At 67.1% G+C, this 18452-nt stretch carries 19 protein-coding genes and 4 pseudogenes; 16 read left to right on the top strand and 7 right to left on the bottom strand.

Annotated elements, in window-relative coordinates; all coding sequences use genetic code 11:
- The coding region (locus AB0H57_RS20520) for a GNAT family N-acetyltransferase (protein WP_357508660.1) at positions 1 to 286 on the bottom strand (286 nt) is incomplete at its 3' end.
- Between the two features lie 255 nt (positions 287 to 541).
- Here AB0H57_RS20520 and AB0H57_RS20515 point away from each other — a divergent pair.
- Entirely contained in the window at positions 542 to 1489 is a 948-nt protein-coding gene (locus AB0H57_RS20515; RefSeq protein WP_357508658.1) for a hypothetical protein, read from the top strand.
- 44 nt (positions 1490 to 1533) lie between these two features.
- On the opposite strand, the pseudogene AB0H57_RS20510 reads toward AB0H57_RS20515, so the two are convergent.
- Positions 1534 to 1848 (bottom strand): annotated as a pseudogene (locus tag AB0H57_RS20510) (DUF6188 family protein); the annotation flags it as partial.
- Positions 1849 to 2248: 400 nt separating this feature from the next.
- Between AB0H57_RS20510 and AB0H57_RS20505 the strand changes: the two are divergent.
- Both AB0H57_RS20505 and AB0H57_RS20500 read left to right on the top strand, forming a co-directional pair.
- Positions 2249 to 2773, top strand: coding sequence for a hypothetical protein (locus AB0H57_RS20505; RefSeq protein ID WP_357508656.1), 525 nt, complete (start codon positions 2249 to 2251; stop codon positions 2771 to 2773).
- Positions 2774 to 3037: 264 nt separating this feature from the next.
- On the top strand, positions 3038 to 3859 hold the full coding sequence (locus tag AB0H57_RS20500; protein ID WP_357508654.1) for an IS5 family transposase: 822 nt from the start codon (positions 3038 to 3040) through the stop codon (positions 3857 to 3859).
- Here the strand turns inward: AB0H57_RS20500 and AB0H57_RS20495 are convergent.
- Together AB0H57_RS20495 and AB0H57_RS20490 are read right to left on the bottom strand one after the other, a co-directional pair.
- Entirely contained in the window at positions 3827 to 4801 is a 975-nt protein-coding gene (locus AB0H57_RS20495) for a hypothetical protein (protein ID WP_357508652.1), read from the bottom strand. The two genes, AB0H57_RS20500 and AB0H57_RS20495, sit on opposite strands and share 33 nt — an antisense overlap.
- A 279-nt stretch (positions 4802 to 5080) precedes the next feature.
- Positions 5081 to 5815: a haloacid dehalogenase-like hydrolase gene (locus AB0H57_RS20490; RefSeq protein WP_357508650.1), complete on the bottom strand. Its 735-nt coding sequence runs from the start codon at positions 5813 to 5815 to the stop codon at positions 5081 to 5083.
- Between the two features lie 98 nt (positions 5816 to 5913).
- On the opposite strand from AB0H57_RS20490, the pseudogene AB0H57_RS20485 reads away from it, so the two are divergent.
- Positions 5914 to 6171, top strand: a pseudogene (locus tag AB0H57_RS20485) (bacteriocin biosynthesis protein); the annotation flags it as partial.
- Between the two features lie 30 nt (positions 6172 to 6201).
- Positions 6202 to 6636, top strand: coding sequence for an NUDIX domain-containing protein (locus AB0H57_RS20480; protein ID WP_357508648.1), 435 nt, complete (start codon positions 6202 to 6204; stop codon positions 6634 to 6636).
- A gap of 355 nt (positions 6637 to 6991) precedes the next feature.
- On the opposite strand, the gene AB0H57_RS20475 is transcribed toward AB0H57_RS20480, so the two are convergent.
- Together AB0H57_RS20475 and AB0H57_RS20470 are read right to left on the bottom strand one after the other, a co-directional pair.
- Positions 6992 to 7609, bottom strand: coding sequence for an HNH endonuclease family protein (locus tag AB0H57_RS20475; protein ID WP_357508672.1), 618 nt, complete (start codon positions 7607 to 7609; stop codon positions 6992 to 6994).
- Positions 7610 to 7775: 166 nt separating this feature from the next.
- The gene (locus tag AB0H57_RS20470) at positions 7776 to 8132 is read right to left on the bottom strand and encodes a hypothetical protein (protein WP_357508646.1); all 357 of its coding nucleotides are present in this window, start codon (positions 8130 to 8132) and stop codon (positions 7776 to 7778) included.
- 151 nt (positions 8133 to 8283) lie between these two features.
- Here AB0H57_RS20470 and AB0H57_RS20465 point away from each other — a divergent pair.
- Both AB0H57_RS20465 and AB0H57_RS20460 read left to right on the top strand, forming a co-directional pair.
- Positions 8284 to 8990, top strand: a pseudogene (locus AB0H57_RS20465) (IS6 family transposase).
- Positions 8991 to 9090: 100 nt separating this feature from the next.
- Entirely contained in the window at positions 9091 to 9645 is a 555-nt protein-coding gene (locus AB0H57_RS20460; RefSeq protein WP_357508644.1) for a hypothetical protein, read from the top strand.
- A 465-nt stretch (positions 9646 to 10110) separates the two neighbouring features.
- Here AB0H57_RS20460 and AB0H57_RS20455 read toward each other — a convergent pair whose 3' ends face one another.
- A complete protein-coding gene (locus tag AB0H57_RS20455; protein ID WP_357508642.1) occupies positions 10111 to 11370 on the bottom strand; it encodes a cysteine desulfurase-like protein in 1260 nt (419 codons plus the stop codon).
- Between the two features lie 184 nt (positions 11371 to 11554).
- Here AB0H57_RS20455 and AB0H57_RS20450 point away from each other — a divergent pair, with 184 nt between their 5' ends.
- The 9 genes and pseudogenes from AB0H57_RS20450 (at position 11555) to msrA (ending at position 18415) form a co-directional block, all read left to right on the top strand.
- A complete protein-coding gene (locus AB0H57_RS20450; protein ID WP_357508640.1) occupies positions 11555 to 12166 on the top strand; it encodes an XRE family transcriptional regulator in 612 nt (203 codons plus the stop codon).
- Between the two features lie 322 nt (positions 12167 to 12488).
- Complete coding sequence (locus AB0H57_RS20445) at positions 12489 to 12827, top strand: transposase (protein WP_357508638.1); 339 nt, start codon at positions 12489 to 12491, stop codon at positions 12825 to 12827.
- Positions 12828 to 13424: 597 nt separating this feature from the next.
- Positions 13425 to 14243: a basic amino acid ABC transporter substrate-binding protein gene (locus tag AB0H57_RS20440; RefSeq protein WP_357508636.1), complete on the top strand. Its 819-nt coding sequence runs from the start codon at positions 13425 to 13427 to the stop codon at positions 14241 to 14243.
- Between the two features lie 67 nt (positions 14244 to 14310).
- Positions 14311 to 15105, top strand: a complete 795-nt coding sequence (locus tag AB0H57_RS20435; RefSeq protein ID WP_357508634.1) for an amino acid ABC transporter permease — start codon at positions 14311 to 14313, stop codon at positions 15103 to 15105.
- Positions 15106 to 15110: 5 nt separating this feature from the next.
- Positions 15111 to 15950 (top strand): amino acid ABC transporter ATP-binding protein, encoded by an 840-nt coding sequence (locus AB0H57_RS20430; protein ID WP_357508632.1) that lies wholly within the window; start codon positions 15111 to 15113, stop codon positions 15948 to 15950.
- A gap of 59 nt (positions 15951 to 16009) precedes the next feature.
- Positions 16010 to 16372 (top strand): DUF2975 domain-containing protein, encoded by a 363-nt coding sequence (locus AB0H57_RS20425; protein ID WP_357508630.1) that lies wholly within the window; start codon positions 16010 to 16012, stop codon positions 16370 to 16372.
- 425 nt (positions 16373 to 16797) lie between these two features.
- Positions 16798 to 17004 (top strand): annotated as a pseudogene (locus AB0H57_RS20420) (helix-turn-helix transcriptional regulator); the annotation flags it as partial.
- Positions 17005 to 17435: 431 nt separating this feature from the next.
- The gene (gene msrB, locus AB0H57_RS20415; RefSeq protein ID WP_357508628.1) at positions 17436 to 17900 is read left to right on the top strand and encodes a peptide-methionine (R)-S-oxide reductase MsrB; all 465 of its coding nucleotides are present in this window, start codon (positions 17436 to 17438) and stop codon (positions 17898 to 17900) included.
- Complete coding sequence (gene msrA, locus AB0H57_RS20410; RefSeq protein WP_357508626.1) at positions 17897 to 18415, top strand: peptide-methionine (S)-S-oxide reductase MsrA; 519 nt, start codon at positions 17897 to 17899, stop codon at positions 18413 to 18415. Before msrB ends, msrA begins: the two co-directional genes overlap by 4 nt.
- The last annotated feature ends 37 nt before the right edge of the window (positions 18416 to 18452 follow it).

The raw sequence follows: 18452 nt of genomic DNA, 5'->3' as shown, positions 1-18452 counted from the left end.
GCATGAGGAGCCGTCCTATGCCGCGACCGGCGGCCCGGGGGTGCACGAACATGGTGTAGACCTTGTTGCCGTCGCGGGAGACCGTGCCGGCGATCTCGTCTACTTCGGCGACGAACATCTGCCGTTGCGTGGCGAGTTCCTTGATGCGTTGTTCGGTGAAGTGGTCGCACATCCGTTCGATGACCTCGCTCGGATAGTCGCGACTGTTGACCTCGCGCAGGCAGCGTTCGATGAGGCCCGCCACGGCTAGGGCATCGGCGTTGTCGAACCGTCTTATCGTCACCATCGATCCATCTTGCCTGCATCAAGTGCCAAGAGGCCGGACGAGGTACCGGAGTGACCGGGCGCCATGATCGGGTGCGCTGTATTCGGCATGACAGCGCATGGCACCAAGCGCTACCAACGCGCGGACAGCGGCATGGGCGGACGGTCACAGGCGCGTTGCCCGACGGCGGGCTACGGGAGTCCGGCCCGGCGGCCGCACAGCTGCGTCGTCGGCTGCCGACGGTGCCCCTTGCACCGTCATTGTCAAATGGGTGGCGTGGCTGACGACATCGAACAACGGCTGACTTCGGTCGCCGAGGCGCTCCGTGAGTACGAGGTGACCACCCGGCGCAGTGCGGATCTGCGCCGCCGAATGGACCAACTGACCGCGCAGCTCGCCGCGCTGCGCGCACGGCACGCCCGCGAGCAGGAGGACGTCGAGCGGTTGGAGGGCCTCTCCCTGACCCGGGTGCTGGCCTCGTTGCGCGGCGCCCGTGATGACGCGCTGGCGCGTGAACGTGCGGAGGCCGACGCCGCACGCTACCGGGTAGCCGAGGCCGCGAGCCGGCTTGAGGCGCTACGACGGGAGCACCGCGCAGCACAGGCGCGGCTGGGTCAGCTCGCCGCAGCGCCAAGCAACTATGCCGCAGTACTCGATGACAAGGAGCGACACCTGGACGAGTCCGGCGACCCGCGCCGTGCGCGGCTGCTGGAGTTGGCCGACGAGCGGGGACGGCTCACCGGTGAGATGCACGAGGTGACCGAGGCCATGCAGGCCGCACGCACCGCGTGGCACGCCCTGACTCAGGTACGGGACAAGCTCGGCAGCGCATCCGGCTGGTCGACCTACGACACGTTCTTCGGCGGCGGCGCGATCAGCAGCACGATCAAACACTCCCGGCTGGACGAGGCGGCGCAGGCCGCAGCCCGCGCCGACCGGTGCCTCGCCGTGCTGCGAACCGAACTCGCCGACGTCCCTGGGATGGCGCTGACCGCCCCGCAGCTGGCAGTCAACGGCCTGACCCGGTTCGTCGACGTCTGGTTCGACAACATCTTCACCGACCTCGCAGTACGAGACCGGATCAAGCAAGCCCAGCAGAACGTCGCCCAGTCCATGCAACTGGTGCGCGAAGTGCAAGCCCGGCTGGAGCAACGGGCAGCCCACGTGCGCGCGAGACTCGCCACGATCGACACCGAACGCCGCCATCTCCTCACCCGACAGTAAAGCTCAGCGCACCCAGCGGCTATGAGAGTGCGCTACGACGCTCGCTAGGTTCGACCCTCGGGCTCCCAGACTGCGACGTACTCGCCACCGGGCGAGCAGACGATCAGCAGCCCATCGGGTCCTCGTACCTGCCACGCCTCATACATCGGGTGAGGCATCACCGTCAGAGTCGCTGAGCCGAGATCAAGCACGAGCGTGCCGTCCGACGCAATGTGACCAGACGCGACCTCGCGATGGATCAACGGCAGCAGCGCCGCCGCCGCGTCCGCCGTCAGGGGCTCACCACTCCACTGGCTGTTACCGTCCACAACTTTTAGTGGCGTCTCGATCGTGACCTCGTGGTCGGAACCCAGTTCGAGGGTGAACGCCGTAGCCCATGCGGAACTGTACGAGCGGGTTCCCGGTCAGAGCCGTCAGCAGACGGTTGGCGACCACGACGTCCGTCTCGCCGCCCTCGGTGACGCAAGGTCGTTCCTCGTCGTTGGTCCGAATGTTCGGCGTGTCGCCATCGCTCATGGTCGGGATCCCATCACACGCGAAGGGCGCATGCCCGCTCATCGGCACGCGTTGAGATCCGGCACGTACGGCATAACGCGCAGCGTATCCAGGACACCACCACCGACCGAGAGCCGCATCGGACAGCCAACCGAGCTCTTTGTCCCACGGTCTGCGGCTGAGCGTCTATCCGCTTGTTCCGGAAGGCTGGCAGATTAGCGGCGTTGATGCTCGAGTGGGGCCGACGCATGCATACTCCGCTGCGTGAGCTTCGATGTTTTCCTGCAGCGGTTCGGTGCCCGCCTCGGGGACGCGGGCGTTGCGCGGCGCGTCTTGGCTCCGTTGCTGGTGACGCCGTCGGACGATGGGTTTGGCGTGGTCCGTACTCGAGACGGCGAAGCGGATGTTTACGGCCTGGGGACAGACACGCTGATGTTCACCCATGCCAGCGGTCGACAGATCTGGCAGGTCGTGGTTGATGTTGCCCAGGCAACGGGTTACGCGATCATGCCGGTTGGGTGCCCGACCTGCGTGACACGGCTGGAACACCTGGCCGACCTGCCCGATGAGCTTCGTAGCTTGGCGCTCGTCGTCCTCAACGGCGACGACCTGCTCGCAGCCGTAACCGGGCGGCTGATCAACCTTGCGTCCGCCCGGGGCGCCCGTGCAGCCACGCTTCCACGAACAGCGGCCATGAGGGGACGCCGGTTCGCCGACGCCATGTGTGCACTCGGCTGGTCCTTGATGGAAGTCCGACCCGCGACCCGCACCCCTCCCGGCGTCAGATAGGTGCGCTCGACCGGCGATTTTGTGGGCTAGCCGTTGAAGCGTTCCCATTCGAGGCGAGAGTGTAGAGGCCGCAGGGCTGAGTGAGCGTCCGGGAACTCGGCAGGGCGCATGGTCACAAGGCGATGAAGCACGGCGTGTTGTGGATCGATATGAGGCGAGCTCCTGGTAGATCGGCGGTTGTCTAGGCCAACCGTTCACCAGGAGCTCGCTGTGTCATTGTCGCCTGCGTGTGTCTGTGTGTCATGCCCGGCCCATCCGGCAGGTGTGTCAGCACCGCCGACCTGCGGGTTCTACCCGTCTTCCTCGCTGACTGACGCCCAGTGGGCGATCATCGAGCCGTTGCTGCCGGCGCCGGGCAACACCGGCGGGCGGGGCGGGCGGCCGGAGAAGCATCCCCGTCGTCTGGTCCTGGACGCGATCTTCTACCTGGTGCGGGGTGGGATCGCGTGGCGGCCACTGCCGGTCGGGTTCCCACCGGCGACCACCGTCTACGACCGGTTCCGCGTCTGGGCCGAGGCCGGCGTGTGGCAGGCCATCCATGACGCGCTACGCGACCTGGTCCGCGTGTATGAGGGCCGCGACCCGCAACCGACCGCTGCGATCATCGACTCCCAGTCGGTGCGCGGCGCGGACACCGTGCCCCGCACCAGCCGAGGATACGACGCCGGCAAGAAGATCAACGGAACGAAACGGCACCTCGCCGTGGACACCGGCGGCCTGCTGCTGGCCGTGGTCGTCACGATGGCCGGACTGCAGGACCGCGACGCCGCCCACCGACTACTGGCCCGGCTCCGTGAACGCTTCACCACCATCGCCCTGGTCTGGGCCGATGCCGGATACGCCGGACGGCTCCTCGTCTGGGCCCGCGACGTCCTGCACGTGACTGTCCAGATCGTCAAACGCACCGAGCCGGGCTTCGTCGTCCTGCCTCGCCGGTGGGTGGTCGAGAGAACGTTCGCCTGGATCAGCAAGCATCGCCGCTGCGTACGCGACTATGAGACCAAACCCGACCACCACGAAGCCATGATCCACATCGCCATGATCATGACCATGTCACGCCGACTCGCCCGCACCGGCAACTGGTAACCAAAGTTCCCGGACGCTCACTGAGCGTTGCCGGCTGCCGACGCTCAGCCAGATACCACTCTCGCCGTAGTCGGCGGCCATGGCGACCAGGCCGGGAGCCACCCAATGGCGTGTCGGGTCCCCAGGTACACGCATCGGTTGCAGCGGGACGGGAACCAGATCCTCGACGAACCGGTCCAGCACCTCCGCGGTGACCGTGGCGAAGCCAGTGAACGGTGAGGTGCTTACCGCTTCGGTGAGGGCGAACTGGAGCAGGAAGCCGCTGAGACGTTCCCGCTCGCGCAGCCGCTCCGGGCCGCCGTCGTACCAGACGACCGGATCGTCATCGGTGGGGTCGATCAACGCCCACCAGACGCCCTGATTCTCGTTCGCGAAGATCACCAGCGGCTCGTCTTGCAGGTACTCGAGCCTGTCGAGCGGCTTGATGAAGTCCTGCTGGCCGAGGATTTCCTCGCGGCCGGCGGCGATGTCGTAGAAGGCCAGCAACGGGGCCGGAAGTCTCATGGCCGCGTGTGGGGGTGCGGCCGGTGGCACCGGCACATCGGCATACCAAGCGGTCAGAAAGGAACGCAGCGCCCCGGTCAGGTTCCGCGGCACGTCGTCCAGCCAGTCGATACCGGGTACCGGCAGCGCCGGTGTCGGCAGCACCTTGTCCAGCAGTCCGGGGGGTAGCCGCTCGGCCCAGGTCAGTTTGGCGAAGGCAAGTGAGGCCTGTTCGCCCGTGTAGAGGTTCATGCCGCGGTAGATGCTTTCGGCTTGGTAGAGCTCACCGAGAGCCAGGCAGCCGTCATCCGTCCTGACAAAGCCCAGAAGCGGCTGACGAGACTGGTTCTTCGAGTTCATCCACTGGGTCGCCTCGCGGGGCAAGGGCTCCCGCAACACTATGGTGTTCGCGTTGTCGACAGCGTTGCCGTGCGGCCGGTCTCCGGCATCGACGATCACGACCAGGGCGTCGGCCCCGTACGCGAAGGTGACCCCCTCACCGGGCGCGACCGCGACGTTTGGCCCGGCAGCACCGACCGCCGCCCGCTCGGGGACAACCAGCGCCTACGCCGAAGCTGGCGAACTTGAACAATCCTGCACCCTGCTTGGCAACACCTACGATCAGCTGAAAGCAGGTGGAAACCATCGAGGCATCGCTCGAGCTCAACGAGCCCGACGGCGGTTGGCCCGATGGCGCGACGAGCCGGTTGTCCTCGAACTTGAGGAGCAGATGGCCGCCTAGCGGGCCGCCGGCGACCCGCCCGCACTCAACAGCGAACTGACGGCGGCTACCACCGTCGTAGGGTCGAGACTGTCAAGTACCAGGTCAGGTTCGTAGGACGCCAGCTCTTGATGCCCAATTCGGTGAGCGACGACAGCGACACGAAAGTCGGCGTGGCGTGCGCAAGCGATATCGTTGGGCGCATCCCCGATGACGATCACTCGAGCAGAATCGAGCGGATCACCATAGATCGCGGAGTAGCGCTGAGCTACGACTGCCGGAAGTTGAAAGCGATCTCGAGCGTCCGATCCGAACCCGCCGATGCGAAGATCAAGAAACTCATCCAAGCCCGCCACCTGCAGCTTCACGTCGGCGGCCGAACGCAGATTGCCGGTCAGCACGGTCTGGATGAAACCGCGGTCGTGCAACTCCGCGATGCTCGCCGCAGCACCTGGATACGGCGGCTGAACCTCAGCCAACTCCTGCCGACCCTCTTGCATGACCGCGGCAATGGCCTGACGGAAGGCGGGTATGCCCGCCTCTGCAGATGACGGGTCCACGCCCGAAGCGATCGCCGTGTCGACGGCGATCGACTCGTCCGTATACCCATGCACCTTCTTGTCAGGGAAGACAACCTCGGACTGCGCGATGCGGTACGCACGAGCGATCGCGCGCGTCAGCCAGCGCAAGTCCGCGGGGATGAGCGTCCCGTCAACGTCCCAGATGACCAAGCCGGCGCTGCTGTGGTTCATAGAAGCATCGTCGCATGGGCATGGGCAGCTAACCCTGTCGAGCATCGCCGGGTTCGCGGCCGGACCGAAACGGCCTGACAGCGGGCGCCACAGGAGGGGTTCGGCGCATCCTGATCGGCGCGTCTCGCACCACTGGCGACTGGTACGCCGCATTCGAGAACGCCGGCGCCGCCGCCCTACATCGCCAACGGGGGAGGGGCAGGTTCACCCGTGGCCTGCGGGCGGTGATCGCATTGCACGTGATCTTCCACTGGAACAGGCTCGGCCTACCCGCCACCACCCGAGCCACCCTCGCCCAAGCGGCCCAGCATGCCATCTTCGGCCTGCCCGATCCGCACCTGCGAGGGCGCGGGTAGACGCCGTAGGAACGAGAGGAAGCAGGCCGCATGCCCGAGAAGGTGATCACCAACAAGGTTCTCTGCTACGTCGTGCGAAAAGGGCGCTTGCTCGTTTTCCGGCACACCGACTTCAGCTACGAGGAGGTGGGCATCCAGGTTCCGGGCGGCAGCGTCCGCCCAGGCGAGGACCCGGCGGACGCCGCGCTACGCGAGGCCCGCGAAGAAACCGGACTGACGGACTTCACCGTCGTCCGAAAGTTCGGGGAGATCGAGTACGACATCAGCCCGCTCCGCTTCGAGATCCTGCGTCGCCACGTCTTCGAGCTGGCGCTGCACGGGGTGCCGCCCGAGCGGTGGGCGAGCCAGGAAGACCACGACGGCGAGCAAAAGGCCACCCGCTTCGAGTGCTTCTGGATACCGTTACGGGCCGCACATGTCCTGCAATCCGGCCAGGGCGCCCTCATTGGCCGGCTGTTCGACTGACCAAATCCGAATAGCGGCAACCAAGAGGGGAACCATGCGCGAAGGTCCAGCGCGGCTTATGGCTACCCCGGGTGCTGGCCGTCGTTTGGAGCAGGCCCTGCGACAGCACCACCGGCCGACGACGGAGGGCCTTGCTCACCGCGGCTACCGTCACCCTTTGTCACCATGCGGCGCCGCATCCGATCCTGAGCAGCCTCACCGATCCGACCTGTTCACGCGGGATTCAGTTGCGGCTAAGGCAGCCGTGCACGTTCGCCAACCGTGCCCCCGAAATGATCTCCTCCTTACGGTGCAGCGTGAGTAGCTGAGATGCGGTGCCTGCTCAAGAGCAGGCAACGCATCCACGGCTGGGGCGTCAGGAGCTGCAGGTGTTCAGCATGCTCTGCAGGGCGGACTTCTCCGACGACTGCAGGCTCAACCCCCAGTTGTACTTCACGGTGATCCACATCTTGCTGTAGGTGCACCGGTAGGACGACAGGGGCGGCTGCCAGGTGGAGGGGTCCTGGTCGCCCTTGGCCTGGTTGACGTTGTCGGTGACAGCGATCAGCTGCGGGCGGGTGAGGTCGTTGGCGAAGCTCTGCCGCCGGCTGGTGGTCCAGCCACTGGCGCCCGAGCGCCACGCCTCCGCGAGGGGCACGACGTGGTCGATGTCGACGTCGGAGGCGGCGTACCAGGTTGCGCCGTCGTACGGGCTGTACCAGCGGCCGGATACGGCGGCGCAGTTGCTGTCGGTCACCACGGAGGCGCCGTCGCGCTTGAGGACGGTTTCGCGGGTGTTGCAGGTGCCACTGATCGTGATCCAGTGCGGGAACAGGTCCCGGGAGTAACCCGTCATGGAACCCTCGGTCTTCACGGTCAGGGCGTTGAGCTGCGACTGGGCCGTCGCCTTGGAGGGGATGCCGGGCGGGGTGGCCGTGGCGGGCTGGGCGGTGACCGCGACCAGGCCGAGTCCGGCGGTGAGGGCAGCCGCGATCGCGGCCGCACGGCGACGCCAGGGGGAGTGAGGCGGGGTGGGTGGGTGTACTCGCACGGGGGCCTCCGAGAGGTCATGGGTGAACAGCGACCATCTCGAACGATCATGTCTATCGACAGTCATGTTTGTGAAGGGGTGGAGGCGGATGAGAAAATCCCGCCTGTCATCAGCCCTTGCGGTTTGGGTCGCTGAGAGCCTCCCGTTCCTTCCGGCTGGGCGGGTATGGCGCCCAGTACGGCAGGTAGAACGGCAGCCGCGGTGGGTCGGCCACCGTGAACGGCTTGAACTTCGGGTCCGCGATCGTGCGGTAGACGAACTCCGCCGTCGATATGTCGAACTGGCGCCACGGCTCATCGAACGCCTGCCGGGCGACCACAGGCCACCGCTCCGGCTCCACCGAGCGGTCCACCAGCCAGTAGTAGTCACCCTCGGTCTCGTCGAGGCCCCACGGAACCAGCCCTGGCCCGGTTTCCGGCCCGTAGACCCCGTACGGCTCGTAGATTTGCGCGCCGAACTCATCCATGGCTGACACCTGGCGGCCGCTGTGTCACATCGACAGCAACGGCGTGCCGAAGTGTTCGTCCGTCGGCCGCAGCAGGCGGAGATAGCCCGAGAAGGCTCTGTTGCGTTGAGCGTTGGCATGATCGAGGCACGCTTGAGTAGTGAAGCCACCGATGCGTCCTGGCCCGTGGCTGCCTCCGAAGTCGGCGTTCGCTGGGTTCCGGTTCCCGTCGGAGGTGATCGTCGGCGCGGTCCGCTGGTATCTGCGGTTCAACCTCTCGTATCGCGACGTTGAGGAACTGCTGGTCGAACGCGGCGTCGAGGTCGATCACGTCACGGTCTACCGGTGGGTGCAGCGGTTCACCCCGCTGCTGGCGACGCCGCCCGCTTCTCCCGCCACTCACCCGGCGACAGGTGGTTCGTCGACGAGACCTACGTCAGGGTCAACGGCGTGTGGCGGTACGTGTACCGGGCGGTCGACCAGTACGGGCAGGTCATCGACGTGCTCGTCTCGGCCCGCCGCGATGCCGACGCGGCGCGGCGGTTCTTCCGACGGGCGCTGTCGGCGTTGAAGGTGACACCCAGCGAGGTCGTCACCGACGCCGCCGCGGTCTACCCAGGCGTCCTGGATGAGCTGATCCCGCAGGCGTGGCACCACGTCGAGCAGTACGCCAACAATCCGATCGAGGCCGATCACAGCCAGCTCAAGCACCGGGTGAGACCGATGCGCGGACTACGAACGGACAAGACAGCGCAGGTGATCACCGCCGGGCACGCGTTCATGCAGAACCTCCGCCGCGGACACTACGAACTCGCCGTCGACGCCCCGCTGGCCACACGGGTCGCCGCGGCGTTCACCGAACTCGCCCTGGCGATCTGACCTGGGACCCGAGACGGGTTCAACACGTCCGCCGACCTCACAACGCAACGGCGCCCTCGGCGTCGGTCCGGTCGACGTGTTCGCCAGCAGCGGCGGTGCGGTGACCGCACTCGAACTGGTCGCGACCCGCCCCGGCGATGTCGTCACGCTGGTGGCGCACGAGCCGTCGATCAACGCTGTGCTCCCCGACGCCACGGCCGCCGAGCGTGCCCGGGCCGCCTTCCACGCGGACTACCAGGCGAAGGGCAGCGGCGCGGGCATGGTCGCGTTCATTGCGATGACTTCCTGGCAGGGCGAGTTCACTGACGCCTACTTCGCCCAGCCCGCGCCGGACCCGGCGATGTTCGGCATGTCGACCGACGACGACGGCACCCGCGACGATCCGCTGCTGTCGAAGAACTCGTGGGCGATTAGCGGCTACCGCCCCGACGCGAGCATGCTCACCGCGGCACCGACCCGGATCGTGATCGCCGTCGGCGAGGAGTCGGCGGGAACGTACGCCGCGCGTACGGCCGTGGGCACTGCGGCGCTGCTCGGCCAGGAGGTCACGGTGTTCCCAAGCCACCACGGCGGCTTCCTCGGCGGTCAATTCGGTTACGCGGGCAAGCCCGACGAGTTCGCGGCGAGGCTGCGCGAGGTGCTGGACGCCGGCTAACCGTATCGGGAATGCGCAGCCTGACCATGCTGATCTAGTCGGTTCAGTAGGCGCGCACTACTCGGCCCGACCGCGTTCGAGCGCCAGCACACGTCCGTCACACCCTGTAACGCCCGGTCGGCGGCATGTCTGAGCATCAACTGTCGGACGCCGAAGGAGGTCATGGCGGAAGCCGAGCCGGTCATCCAGGCCGTGCTCGTGGAGGCCAACATGTCGACCTCCATCGGTAGCAGCGACGTCCCCGTCGTACACGTCTATTTCGGACCTGGGCTCGATCCTCGACGCCTGGCTCGCCGCGCGCGTCGACAGGATCGCCTGCGTCATCGGCGATCCCACGTTCCGGGCGACGTCCCGCGTCCGGTCGCTGACCCCGGAGCTGTCGAAGGGGCTAGAGTTCGAACTGGTCGTCCTCATCGACCCCGAGGCATTCGGCGACGGCATCGAAGGACGGGCCGGGTTCCGCCGTCACTGGGCGAGGAAGGCGGCCAGACCGTCGAGGACGCGCGCGATGTCGGTGTCGTCGCTGTAGGGGGCCAGGCCGAGCCGGAGCGCGTGCTCGTCGTCCAAGCCGAGGCGGTGGAACGGCTCGTATGCGTAGAAGGATCCGGCGGGGGCGAGCACGTTACGGCCCAGGAGGAACTGGTACGCGTCCCAGGTCTTGCGGCCGGGCAGGGTGACCAGCAGCGTCGGGGTGCGGTCGGCAGCACGGGAATGGACCACGACGTCGGCGCCCAGTGCCGCGAGTCCGTCTTCGAGTAGGCGACGAAGGCGCATCTCGTGCTCGTCAACGGCATGCAGGGAGGCCTGCAGCCGTTGCCGCCGTGAGGAATTGCCGTTCGTGGTTCCGACGGCCGCGGGGGTGATGTCTGCGAGGAAGTCGACGGCGGCGGTGGCGCCAGCGAGGGTCTCGTAGGGGAGGGTGCCGAGCTCGAAGCGTTCGGGGACGGCGTTGGTGGAGGGGAGCAGCTTGTCCGGATGCAGGGTCTCGAGTAGGTCGGGGGAGGCGGCCAGGACGCCGCAGTGCGGGCCGAGAAACTTGTACGGGGAGCAGACGTAGAGGTCCGCACCGAGGGCGGGGACGTCGACGAACTGGTGCGCGGTGTAGTGCACGCCGTCGACGTAGACCAGCGCGCCGACGGCGTGTGCAGCGTCGGCGATCGCCCGCACCGCGGGCTTGGTGCCGAGCAGGTTCGACGCGGCGGTGACGGCGACCAGCCGCGTCCGTTCGGTGATGGCGGCCTCGACGGAGGTGGGATCGATCTCGGCGGTGGTGGGATCGATGTCGATCCACCGCACGACCGTGCCGGCGTTCTCGGCGGCGATCACCCAGGGCCGGACGTTGGCGTCGTGGTCGAGCTTGGTCACGACGACTTCGTCACCCGGGCGCCACTGCTTGGCGATCACCCGGGAGAAGTCGAAGGTCAGTTGCGTGGCGCTGCGGCCGTGGACGATCCCGCGGGCGGGAACGCCGAGCAGGTCGGCGTAGGCCTGCCGGAACCCGGTGACCGCGGCGTCGGCGTTGGCCTCCGACACCGAGCCCGTGCCACGGTTGGACAGCGGGCTGGTGATCGTGGCGGCGATCGCGTCGGCGACCGGCCGCGGGGTCTGTGTGCCGCCCGGACCGTCGAAGTGCGCGATGCCCGAGGCCAGGGACGGGAACTGCGCCCTCAGCGCAGCGACGTCGAATTCGGTCGACGCTCTGGTGGCCGATTCAATGGAGGTCATTGTCAGTCTCCTGTGGTCGAGCCACATCGTGGCGGTCGGGGGCAGCGCCTGACGCCAGACGCGTGGTCAGCTGCTGGGCACCAATCTCCGGGCCGCTGCACTCCGCGCATCGGCGCATGCAATATAATGCAGATCATCGTCACGTGCAATATGCTGCATGCCGGGCTCCTGGTTGACGAGTCGCATGCCCACCGAACTGAGTGCGGAGGTGCCGATGGAGACCAAGGCCAGCTGGAGCGACCCCTTCATCGAACGGGTCGGCCAGGAGGTACGCCGGCGCCGTCAGGAGGGCGGCATGACGATGCAGCAACTGGCCGACGCCTCCGGGGTGAGCGTGCGGATGCTCAGCCACATCGAGCTCGGCGAGGCCAACCCCAGCCTGGTCACCGTCGCAAAGGTCGCCCACGCCCTCGGCACCGACTTCGCATCCCTGGCCCGCGAGACCCGGCCCGGCTCACTGATCGTCAACGCCCCTGGCACCGCCACTGGCATCTGGTCCTCGGCTGCCGGAAGTCACGCGGTGCTGTCCACCGCGAGCACAGTGCGCCCCTCGGCAGCCTTGTGGGACTGGATTCTCGTCCCCGGGGACTCCTACCAGGCCGAGCCGGACCCGCACGGCAGCGAAGAGCTGTTCCTGGTCCTCAGCGGCGTGCTCACCCTGATCGCCGACGGCCACGACGACACGGTTCTCGACACGGGGGCATCAGCGCGGCTCGCCACCGACCGGGACTACGGCTACCGCAACGACGGCAGCGAACCTGTCAGGTTCATCCGCGTCACCCACGTCGCCACCTAACCGGCATCGCCGCGACACCGCGCCCGACGAGTCCGTATCCGCCCCGGTCGAAGACTACTTGCTCGTGGCGTGGCCGGCCCCGGACGAGCCCGAACGGATCCTGCGGCAGACCGATGCCTGCGGCGCCGAGGTGCGCAGGGTCGAGGCCGCCGCGCCGTCTCCCGTCCCGCCACCGCCGCCGCCGGCCGATTCGCTCCGCGAGCAAAGCCGCCGGCCGCTGCGCGGGCTCGGCTAAGAGGTCCTAACGAAATGATGTTGGCGTGTCCTTGGGACGTGAGGATCGTATCGTCTGGATGTGAGGAGGGGTGAGCAGCCGCCGTGGATGGTCTCGGATGAGTTGTGGAACGAGATCGCGCCGTTGGTGCCACCCCGCCCACCGAGGCGGAGTCGATATCCGGGACGTAAGCACCTCGATGATCGCAAGGTGCTCCGCGGCATCCTGTTCGTGATCTACACGGCGATCCCGTGGGATTCGCAGCAGGGTGAACCCGCCGGGCAGCACCACCGCCGTCACGGTGGCGCTTCGCGAACGGACGCGAGCCCGCCTGCCAAGCCCCGCCGAGGGCCGCTTGGAGGTCCTCCGCCGCTTGCGGAGCGCCGATCTCCTGAAGCGCGACGACGTCGGCGCCGGTGCCGGAGATCAGGGCGGCGAGATAGGTGAGCTTCGCGGCGTAGATTCCGCCGACGAGGTGTCGGTGCCGTCGGGCCGGAACAGGTTCTCCACGTTCCAGGTCATGACGATCAGGTCGTCGGCCACCGTCGCTCCCCTGAATCCAGGTCTGCTACCAGCCCGAGAATCGCACTCTAGGACCCCGATTCGCTGCGGAATGCCACTACGTCGCCATGTCGACAGGGCCGGTAGTCCATGACAGGCAGGGAGGTGTCCGGCCGACAGGGGTCACTTCACGACACCGTAGCGACGGAAACCTGAACGAAGTCATCAGCAGCCGCGCAACGCGCAGCACATGAGTGCCAACCACCCGTTGCGCCTGTACCAGCCCGGGGTACCTGTCCCGGCAGGGCGGGATGCTGCTGCGGAACCTGGAGTTCGTGGCGCTGAACGCTCGTCTGATGCCGCGTTCTGCCGTCCGGTTACGTGCTGACCATCCGGTTCACCGAGCGTGATGGTTACAGCTCTGGCTCAACCACCCGTCGTGATCTTGGGCGCGACCTCGCGATCAGGTAGCGTCCCCTGCCACACCGTCATTGCAGAACGCTGGCTGCCCGTCATACGGGGGCTGAATCGGAGGGACGCAGCGTGACTTTGCACAGCGCAGTCCGCAAGGCTGGACTCGTGGCGGCGATCGCCGCCCTCGCCCTGAGCGCCGGATGTGCCAAGAAGGATGAGGGCGAGGTGCAGGCGGGCGGGGTCAAGCTCATCGAGAAGGGCAAGCTGACGGTCTGCACCCACCTGCCGTACGCGCCGTTCCAGTCGAAGGATGCCAGCGGCAAGGTCGTCGGGTTCGACGTCGACGTGATGGACCTGGTTGCCAAGGAGTTGGGCGTCGAGCAGACGATCGTCGACACCCCGTTCGAGGGGATCAAGTCCGGCCAGGATCTGAACACCGGCAAGTGCGACGCGGCTGCCGCCGGCATGACGATCACCGCGGAACGGCAGAAGGTGATGGACTTCTCCGATCCGTACTTCGACGCAACCCAGGCGTTGCTCGTCAAGACCGGCAAGCCGTACAAGTCGCTCGACGACCTGAGGGGCAAGAAGCTCGGGGTCCAAGCCTCGACCACGGGCCGTGACTACGCCAAGAAGTTCGAGCAGGAGAAGGGGCTGCAGCTCGTCGAGTTCGAGGACCTCGCCGCCCTGCAGCAGGCCCTCGCCAACGGCCAGATCGAGGCCGCCATCAACGACCTGCCGGTCTGGACCGAGTACATCAAGGAGAATCCGGGCGGGTTCGAGGTGACCGCCGAGTTCGACACCGGCGAGCAGTACGGGTTCTCGGTGAAGAAGGCCGGCAACGCGGAGCTGCTTAAGAAGATCAACGAGGTGCTGGCCAAGGCCAAGCAGGACGGCAACTACGACAAGATCTACGAGAAGTGGATCGGCAAGCAGCCGGCCAAGTGATCGAACCTCGTGGCAGGAGGGCGCGCGCCCCGCGCGCGCCCTCCCCGTGCGCAAGGAGCATCGAACGGTGAAGCTGCGACGCCGCCAGCGAGAGCGGCTGTCCCTCTGGCTCCAGTACCTGGCCTTCGTCGCCGTCATCGCCACGGTGATCTACGCCGCGGACTGGGGCCGGCTGAAAGAGGCGTTCTTCCGCGTCGACATCATCCAGTCGATGTACCCGACGGTCATCACCGTCGCGCTGCGGAACACGATCCTCTACACGCTGGGCGCGTTCGCCTTCGGACTCGTGTTCGGCACCCTGCTCGCGCTGATGCGACTGTCCCGGGTGGCTCCGTACCGCTGGCTGGCCACGGCGTACATCGAGCTGTTCAGGGGTCTGCCCGCGCTGCTGGTGCTTTTCCTCGTCGGGTACGGCATCCCCATCGCCTTCCCCGAGCGGGAGATTCCGGGCGGCGTGTTCGGTTCGATCGCGATCGGGCTCGGGCTGACCGCCGCCGCGTACATGGCGGAGACCATCCGCGCCGGGATCCAGGCGGTGCCGAAGGGACAGATGGAGGCGGCGCGCACGCTCGGCATGTCGCACTTCACCGCGATGCGTACCATCGTCATCCCGCAGGCGTTCCGGGTCGTCATCCCGCCGCTGACGAACGAACTCATCCTGCTCACAAAGGACTCGTCGCTCGCCTACGTGCTGGGCGTGACAGCGTCGACCATCGAGATCACCAAGTTCGGCCGGGACATGCTGAACGACCGGGTCAACGCCACCCCGCTGCTGGTGGCCGGCTTCACCTACCTGATCATCACCCTGCCCCTGTCCCAGGTGGTACGACGCCTCGAACTCCGCTACGCCAAGGCTCGGTGACCCACATGACGAACCCCCAATCCCGGCCCGCCGTCGAGATCCGCGACCTGCACAAGTCCTTCGGCCCGCTCGAAGTGCTCAAGGGAATCGACTTCGAGGTCGGCCACGGCGAGGTGGTCTGCGTCATCGGGCCGTCCGGTTCCGGCAAGTCGACGCTGCTGCGCTGCGTCAACCTGCTGGAGGAGCCGACCGCCGGCAAGATCTGGGTCAACGGGATCGAGATGACCGACCCGGACGTGGAGATCGACTCGGTACGCCGCGGCATCGGGATGGTCTTCCAGTCGTTCAACCTCTTCCCGCACCTGACCGTGCTCGACAACCTCACCATCGCCCAGCGCCGAGTGCTCCGGCGCGGCCGCGCCGAGGCTGAGCGGATCGCGCGGGACAACCTGGATCGGGTCGGCCTGGCCGACAAGGCCAGGGCGTTCCCGGCGCAGCTCTCCGGCGGCCAGCAGCAGCGGGCAGCGATCGCCCGCTCGCTGTCGATGGACCCCAAGCTGATGCTCTTCGACGAGCCGACCTCTGCACTCGACCCGGAACTCGTCGGCGACGTGCTCACCGTCATGCGCACGCTCGCCGAGGACGGCATGACGATGATGGTGGTCACCCACGAGATGGCGTTCGCAAGGGACGTCGCCGACCGCGTCGTGTTCATGGACGGCGGCGTCGTGGTCGAGCAGGGCCCGCCGCAGGAGGTGCTCGGCGCGCCGCGGCACGAACGGACTCGCTCCTTCCTGTCCCGGGTCCTCGACCCGACCCATGTCGCGCAGCTCGGCCAGCCCGACCAGCCCGCCGAGCCCTCGGAGCCGCCACGCCTGCCGGCCGACGACCGCCACAAGCTGTGACAGCCGACCTCCGCGACTGAGGCGGTGCTCCCCGGCGGCCACCCGAGGCGGCCCGATTCGTGGAGCTGGTCGAAGATGAGGTCGAGCCGACCGTCGAGAAGTGCCAGCAGTCAGGTCTGTGCGCCCCGGAGGGCGGGTCGCTCCCGCTGACCCCGCTGCGCGTGATCACGATCCTGGGCATGGTGTCGGTCCAGGTCGCCCTGGTCTGCGTATGGCGGCTGGTGACGATGGTGCGACGCGGAACCGTGTTCTCCCACGCCGCCTTCCGGTACGTGGACGTCGTGATCGGTGCGATCGTGGCGGCTGCGCTCGTGTGGTTCGCGGTCACGGCCCTCAATGCGCCGGGCCAGCGGGCCGACCCGGGCGTCACCGTCATCATGGGCGGGGTTGGCGTGGCCATCCTGGGGGTTGGCAACTGTTGACCGCGGAGTGGACATGGACGCACTTTGCAGCGTTCTGGTGATAGTGTGGTCGCCGTCGGATGGGCGATATCCAAGCCGACCTGACACATGGGACGCCTGCGACGGCAGGTTAAACACGCCGGCATGATCGGTACCGGGAGTGCCTCGGGAACCGGACCCTTCGGGGTCGAAGGGACGTGGAGACCGTGTAAGACCAGTGCTTTCGCTGGCGGTGGTCGGTGAAGCGTCAACCTCGCACCGCGCGAGCGGGTCAGACGAGGAGCGTCCGGCGGTAACGCCGGGCTGCGGACGGATGGGCGCCCTAATGCTCACTCGCTCGCAACGGTCGCGCTCATCGTGCTCGTGCTGCGGATGCTGCTCGCCCAAGCCGTCGCGCGCGACGTCGAAGCGGCGCAGATGCAGGCCGAGTTGGGCGAGGTGATCTGATGCCGATCGCCGTCGACATCGACGTGATACTGGCCAGGCGGAAGATGTCCGTGGGCGAGCTCGCGGACCGCGTAGGGATCACGCCCGCCAACCTGGCGGTATTCAAGAATGGCCGTGCCAAGGCGGTGCGCTTCGCGACGCTCGCCGCGCTCTGCGAGGTGCTCGAGTGCCAGCCGGGCGACCTGCTGCGCTGGGAGGCCGAGGACGCTGCGGCGGATGACGTGCCCCAGGGCGGGCGTGAAAACGCCTGGCAGCACCGGCCCGTGACATGGCACGTGGACTGGACAGTTGCTCGCATGGCAGGGCACTACCTTGGTCGCCTTACTGCCCACAGGCACAGCACCGCTCGTAGTCTCCCGGCACGCTGGGTGATCTTCTTGCGCACCCGTTGAACCCGCGTGTCAAGCATCAGCCGGGACGGACAGACCGCTTCCTGTGATTGTGATCCGACAACTGATTCGCGACATTCGTCTGCCACCTGTGGTGCGACAGATCCAGCGATCTAATCGAGCCTTGCATGAGCCTGACCGTGGTTCGCTTACCAGCCCCGTGGTTAGTCGACTTTAGGCGGGGTACGCACCGGGAGACGTGTGCAGGCCCGTTGGGCGTTCTTGCCGACCTATGGAGGGGAAGAAAGGTGTCACACGAGTACCGCAAGAGCCCCGAGGCAGTTTCTCGGCTGTCGCCGGAGCAATACCGAGTCACTCAGGAAGCGGGGACGGAGCCGGCCTTCGACAACGCCTACTGGGACAACGAGGAGCCGGGGATCTACGTCGACGTCGTGTCCGGTGAACCTCTGTTCGCTTCCGTGAATAAGTACGACAGCGGCACCGGCTGGCCGACCTTCACCAGGCCGCTTGAATCGGAGAACGTGGTCGAGGTCCGAGAGTCGAGCCACGCCACGTTCGGCACCGAGGTCCGGTCGGCGCACGGGGACAGCCACGTGGGCCACGTGTTCGACGACGGTCCCCCGGAAACTGGCGGACTTCGTTACTGCATGAACTCGGCGGCGCTTCGGTTCATCCCACGCGACGACCTCGAGCGTGAAGGCTACGGCGAGTACCGCAGAATTTTCGAGCACCCGGACGGGGAGCGACGATGACCGAGACGACCGAGAAGGCGATCCTGGCCGGCGGCTGCTTCTGGGGCATGGAAGACCTCATCCGGAAACACCCGGGCGTAGTCGACACCAGGGTCGGATACACCGGCGGAGACGTGCCGAACGCGACGTATCGGAACCATGGATCCCACGCCGAGGCGGTCGAGGTCGTCTTCGACCCCGCGAAACTGGCCTACCGAGAGCTTCTCGAGTTCTTCTTCCAGGCCCACGACCCGACAACGAAGAATCGCCAGGGCAACGACGTGGGAACCAGCTACCGGTCGGCCATCTTCTATTGGGACGAGCAGCAGCGAAAGGTCGCCGAAGAGACGATCGCCGACGTCGACGCCTCCGGCCTGTGGCCGGGCAAGGTGGTCACCGAGGTCACCCCCGCTGGCCCTTTCTGGGAGGCCGAGCCGGAACACCAGGACTACCTGGAGCGAAATCCCGGGGGTTACACGTGCCACTACGTCCGGCCGAACTGGAAGCTTCCCCCTCGCAACGAGAACGCGAGTTAGCGCGCCGGTAGGTGTAGAGGCACCGTTGCATTGAGCG

This window comes from Micromonospora sp. NPDC050686, assembly GCF_040654475.1.
GTDB lineage: Bacteria > Actinomycetota > Actinomycetes > Mycobacteriales > Micromonosporaceae > Micromonospora.
The sequence above is the reverse complement of the archived record's forward strand: the minus strand, read 5'-3'. Positions and strand labels throughout refer to the sequence as shown.

Bases quoted from the DNA above. Each gene is read 5' to 3' on its own strand.
- AB0H57_RS20490 (WP_357508650.1), bottom strand. From the start codon at position 5,815: ATGAACCACAGCAGCGCCGGCTTGGTCATCTGGGACGTTGACGGGACG.
- AB0H57_RS20480 (WP_357508648.1), top strand. From the start codon at position 6,202: ATGCCCGAGAAGGTGATCACCAACAAGGTTCTCTGCTACGTCGTGCGA.
- AB0H57_RS20470 (WP_357508646.1), bottom strand. From the start codon at position 8,132: ATGGATGAGTTCGGCGCGCAAATCTACGAGCCGTACGGGGTCTACGGG.
- AB0H57_RS20455 (WP_357508642.1), bottom strand. From the start codon at position 11,370: ATGACCTCCATTGAATCGGCCACCAGAGCGTCGACCGAATTCGACGTC.
- AB0H57_RS20450 (WP_357508640.1), top strand. From the start codon at position 11,555: ATGCCCACCGAACTGAGTGCGGAGGTGCCGATGGAGACCAAGGCCAGC.
- AB0H57_RS20445 (WP_357508638.1), top strand. From the start codon at position 12,489: ATGGTCTCGGATGAGTTGTGGAACGAGATCGCGCCGTTGGTGCCACCC.
- AB0H57_RS20430 (WP_357508632.1), top strand. From the start codon at position 15,111: ATGACGAACCCCCAATCCCGGCCCGCCGTCGAGATCCGCGACCTGCAC.
- msrA (WP_357508626.1), top strand. From the start codon at position 17,897: ATGACCGAGACGACCGAGAAGGCGATCCTGGCCGGCGGCTGCTTCTGG.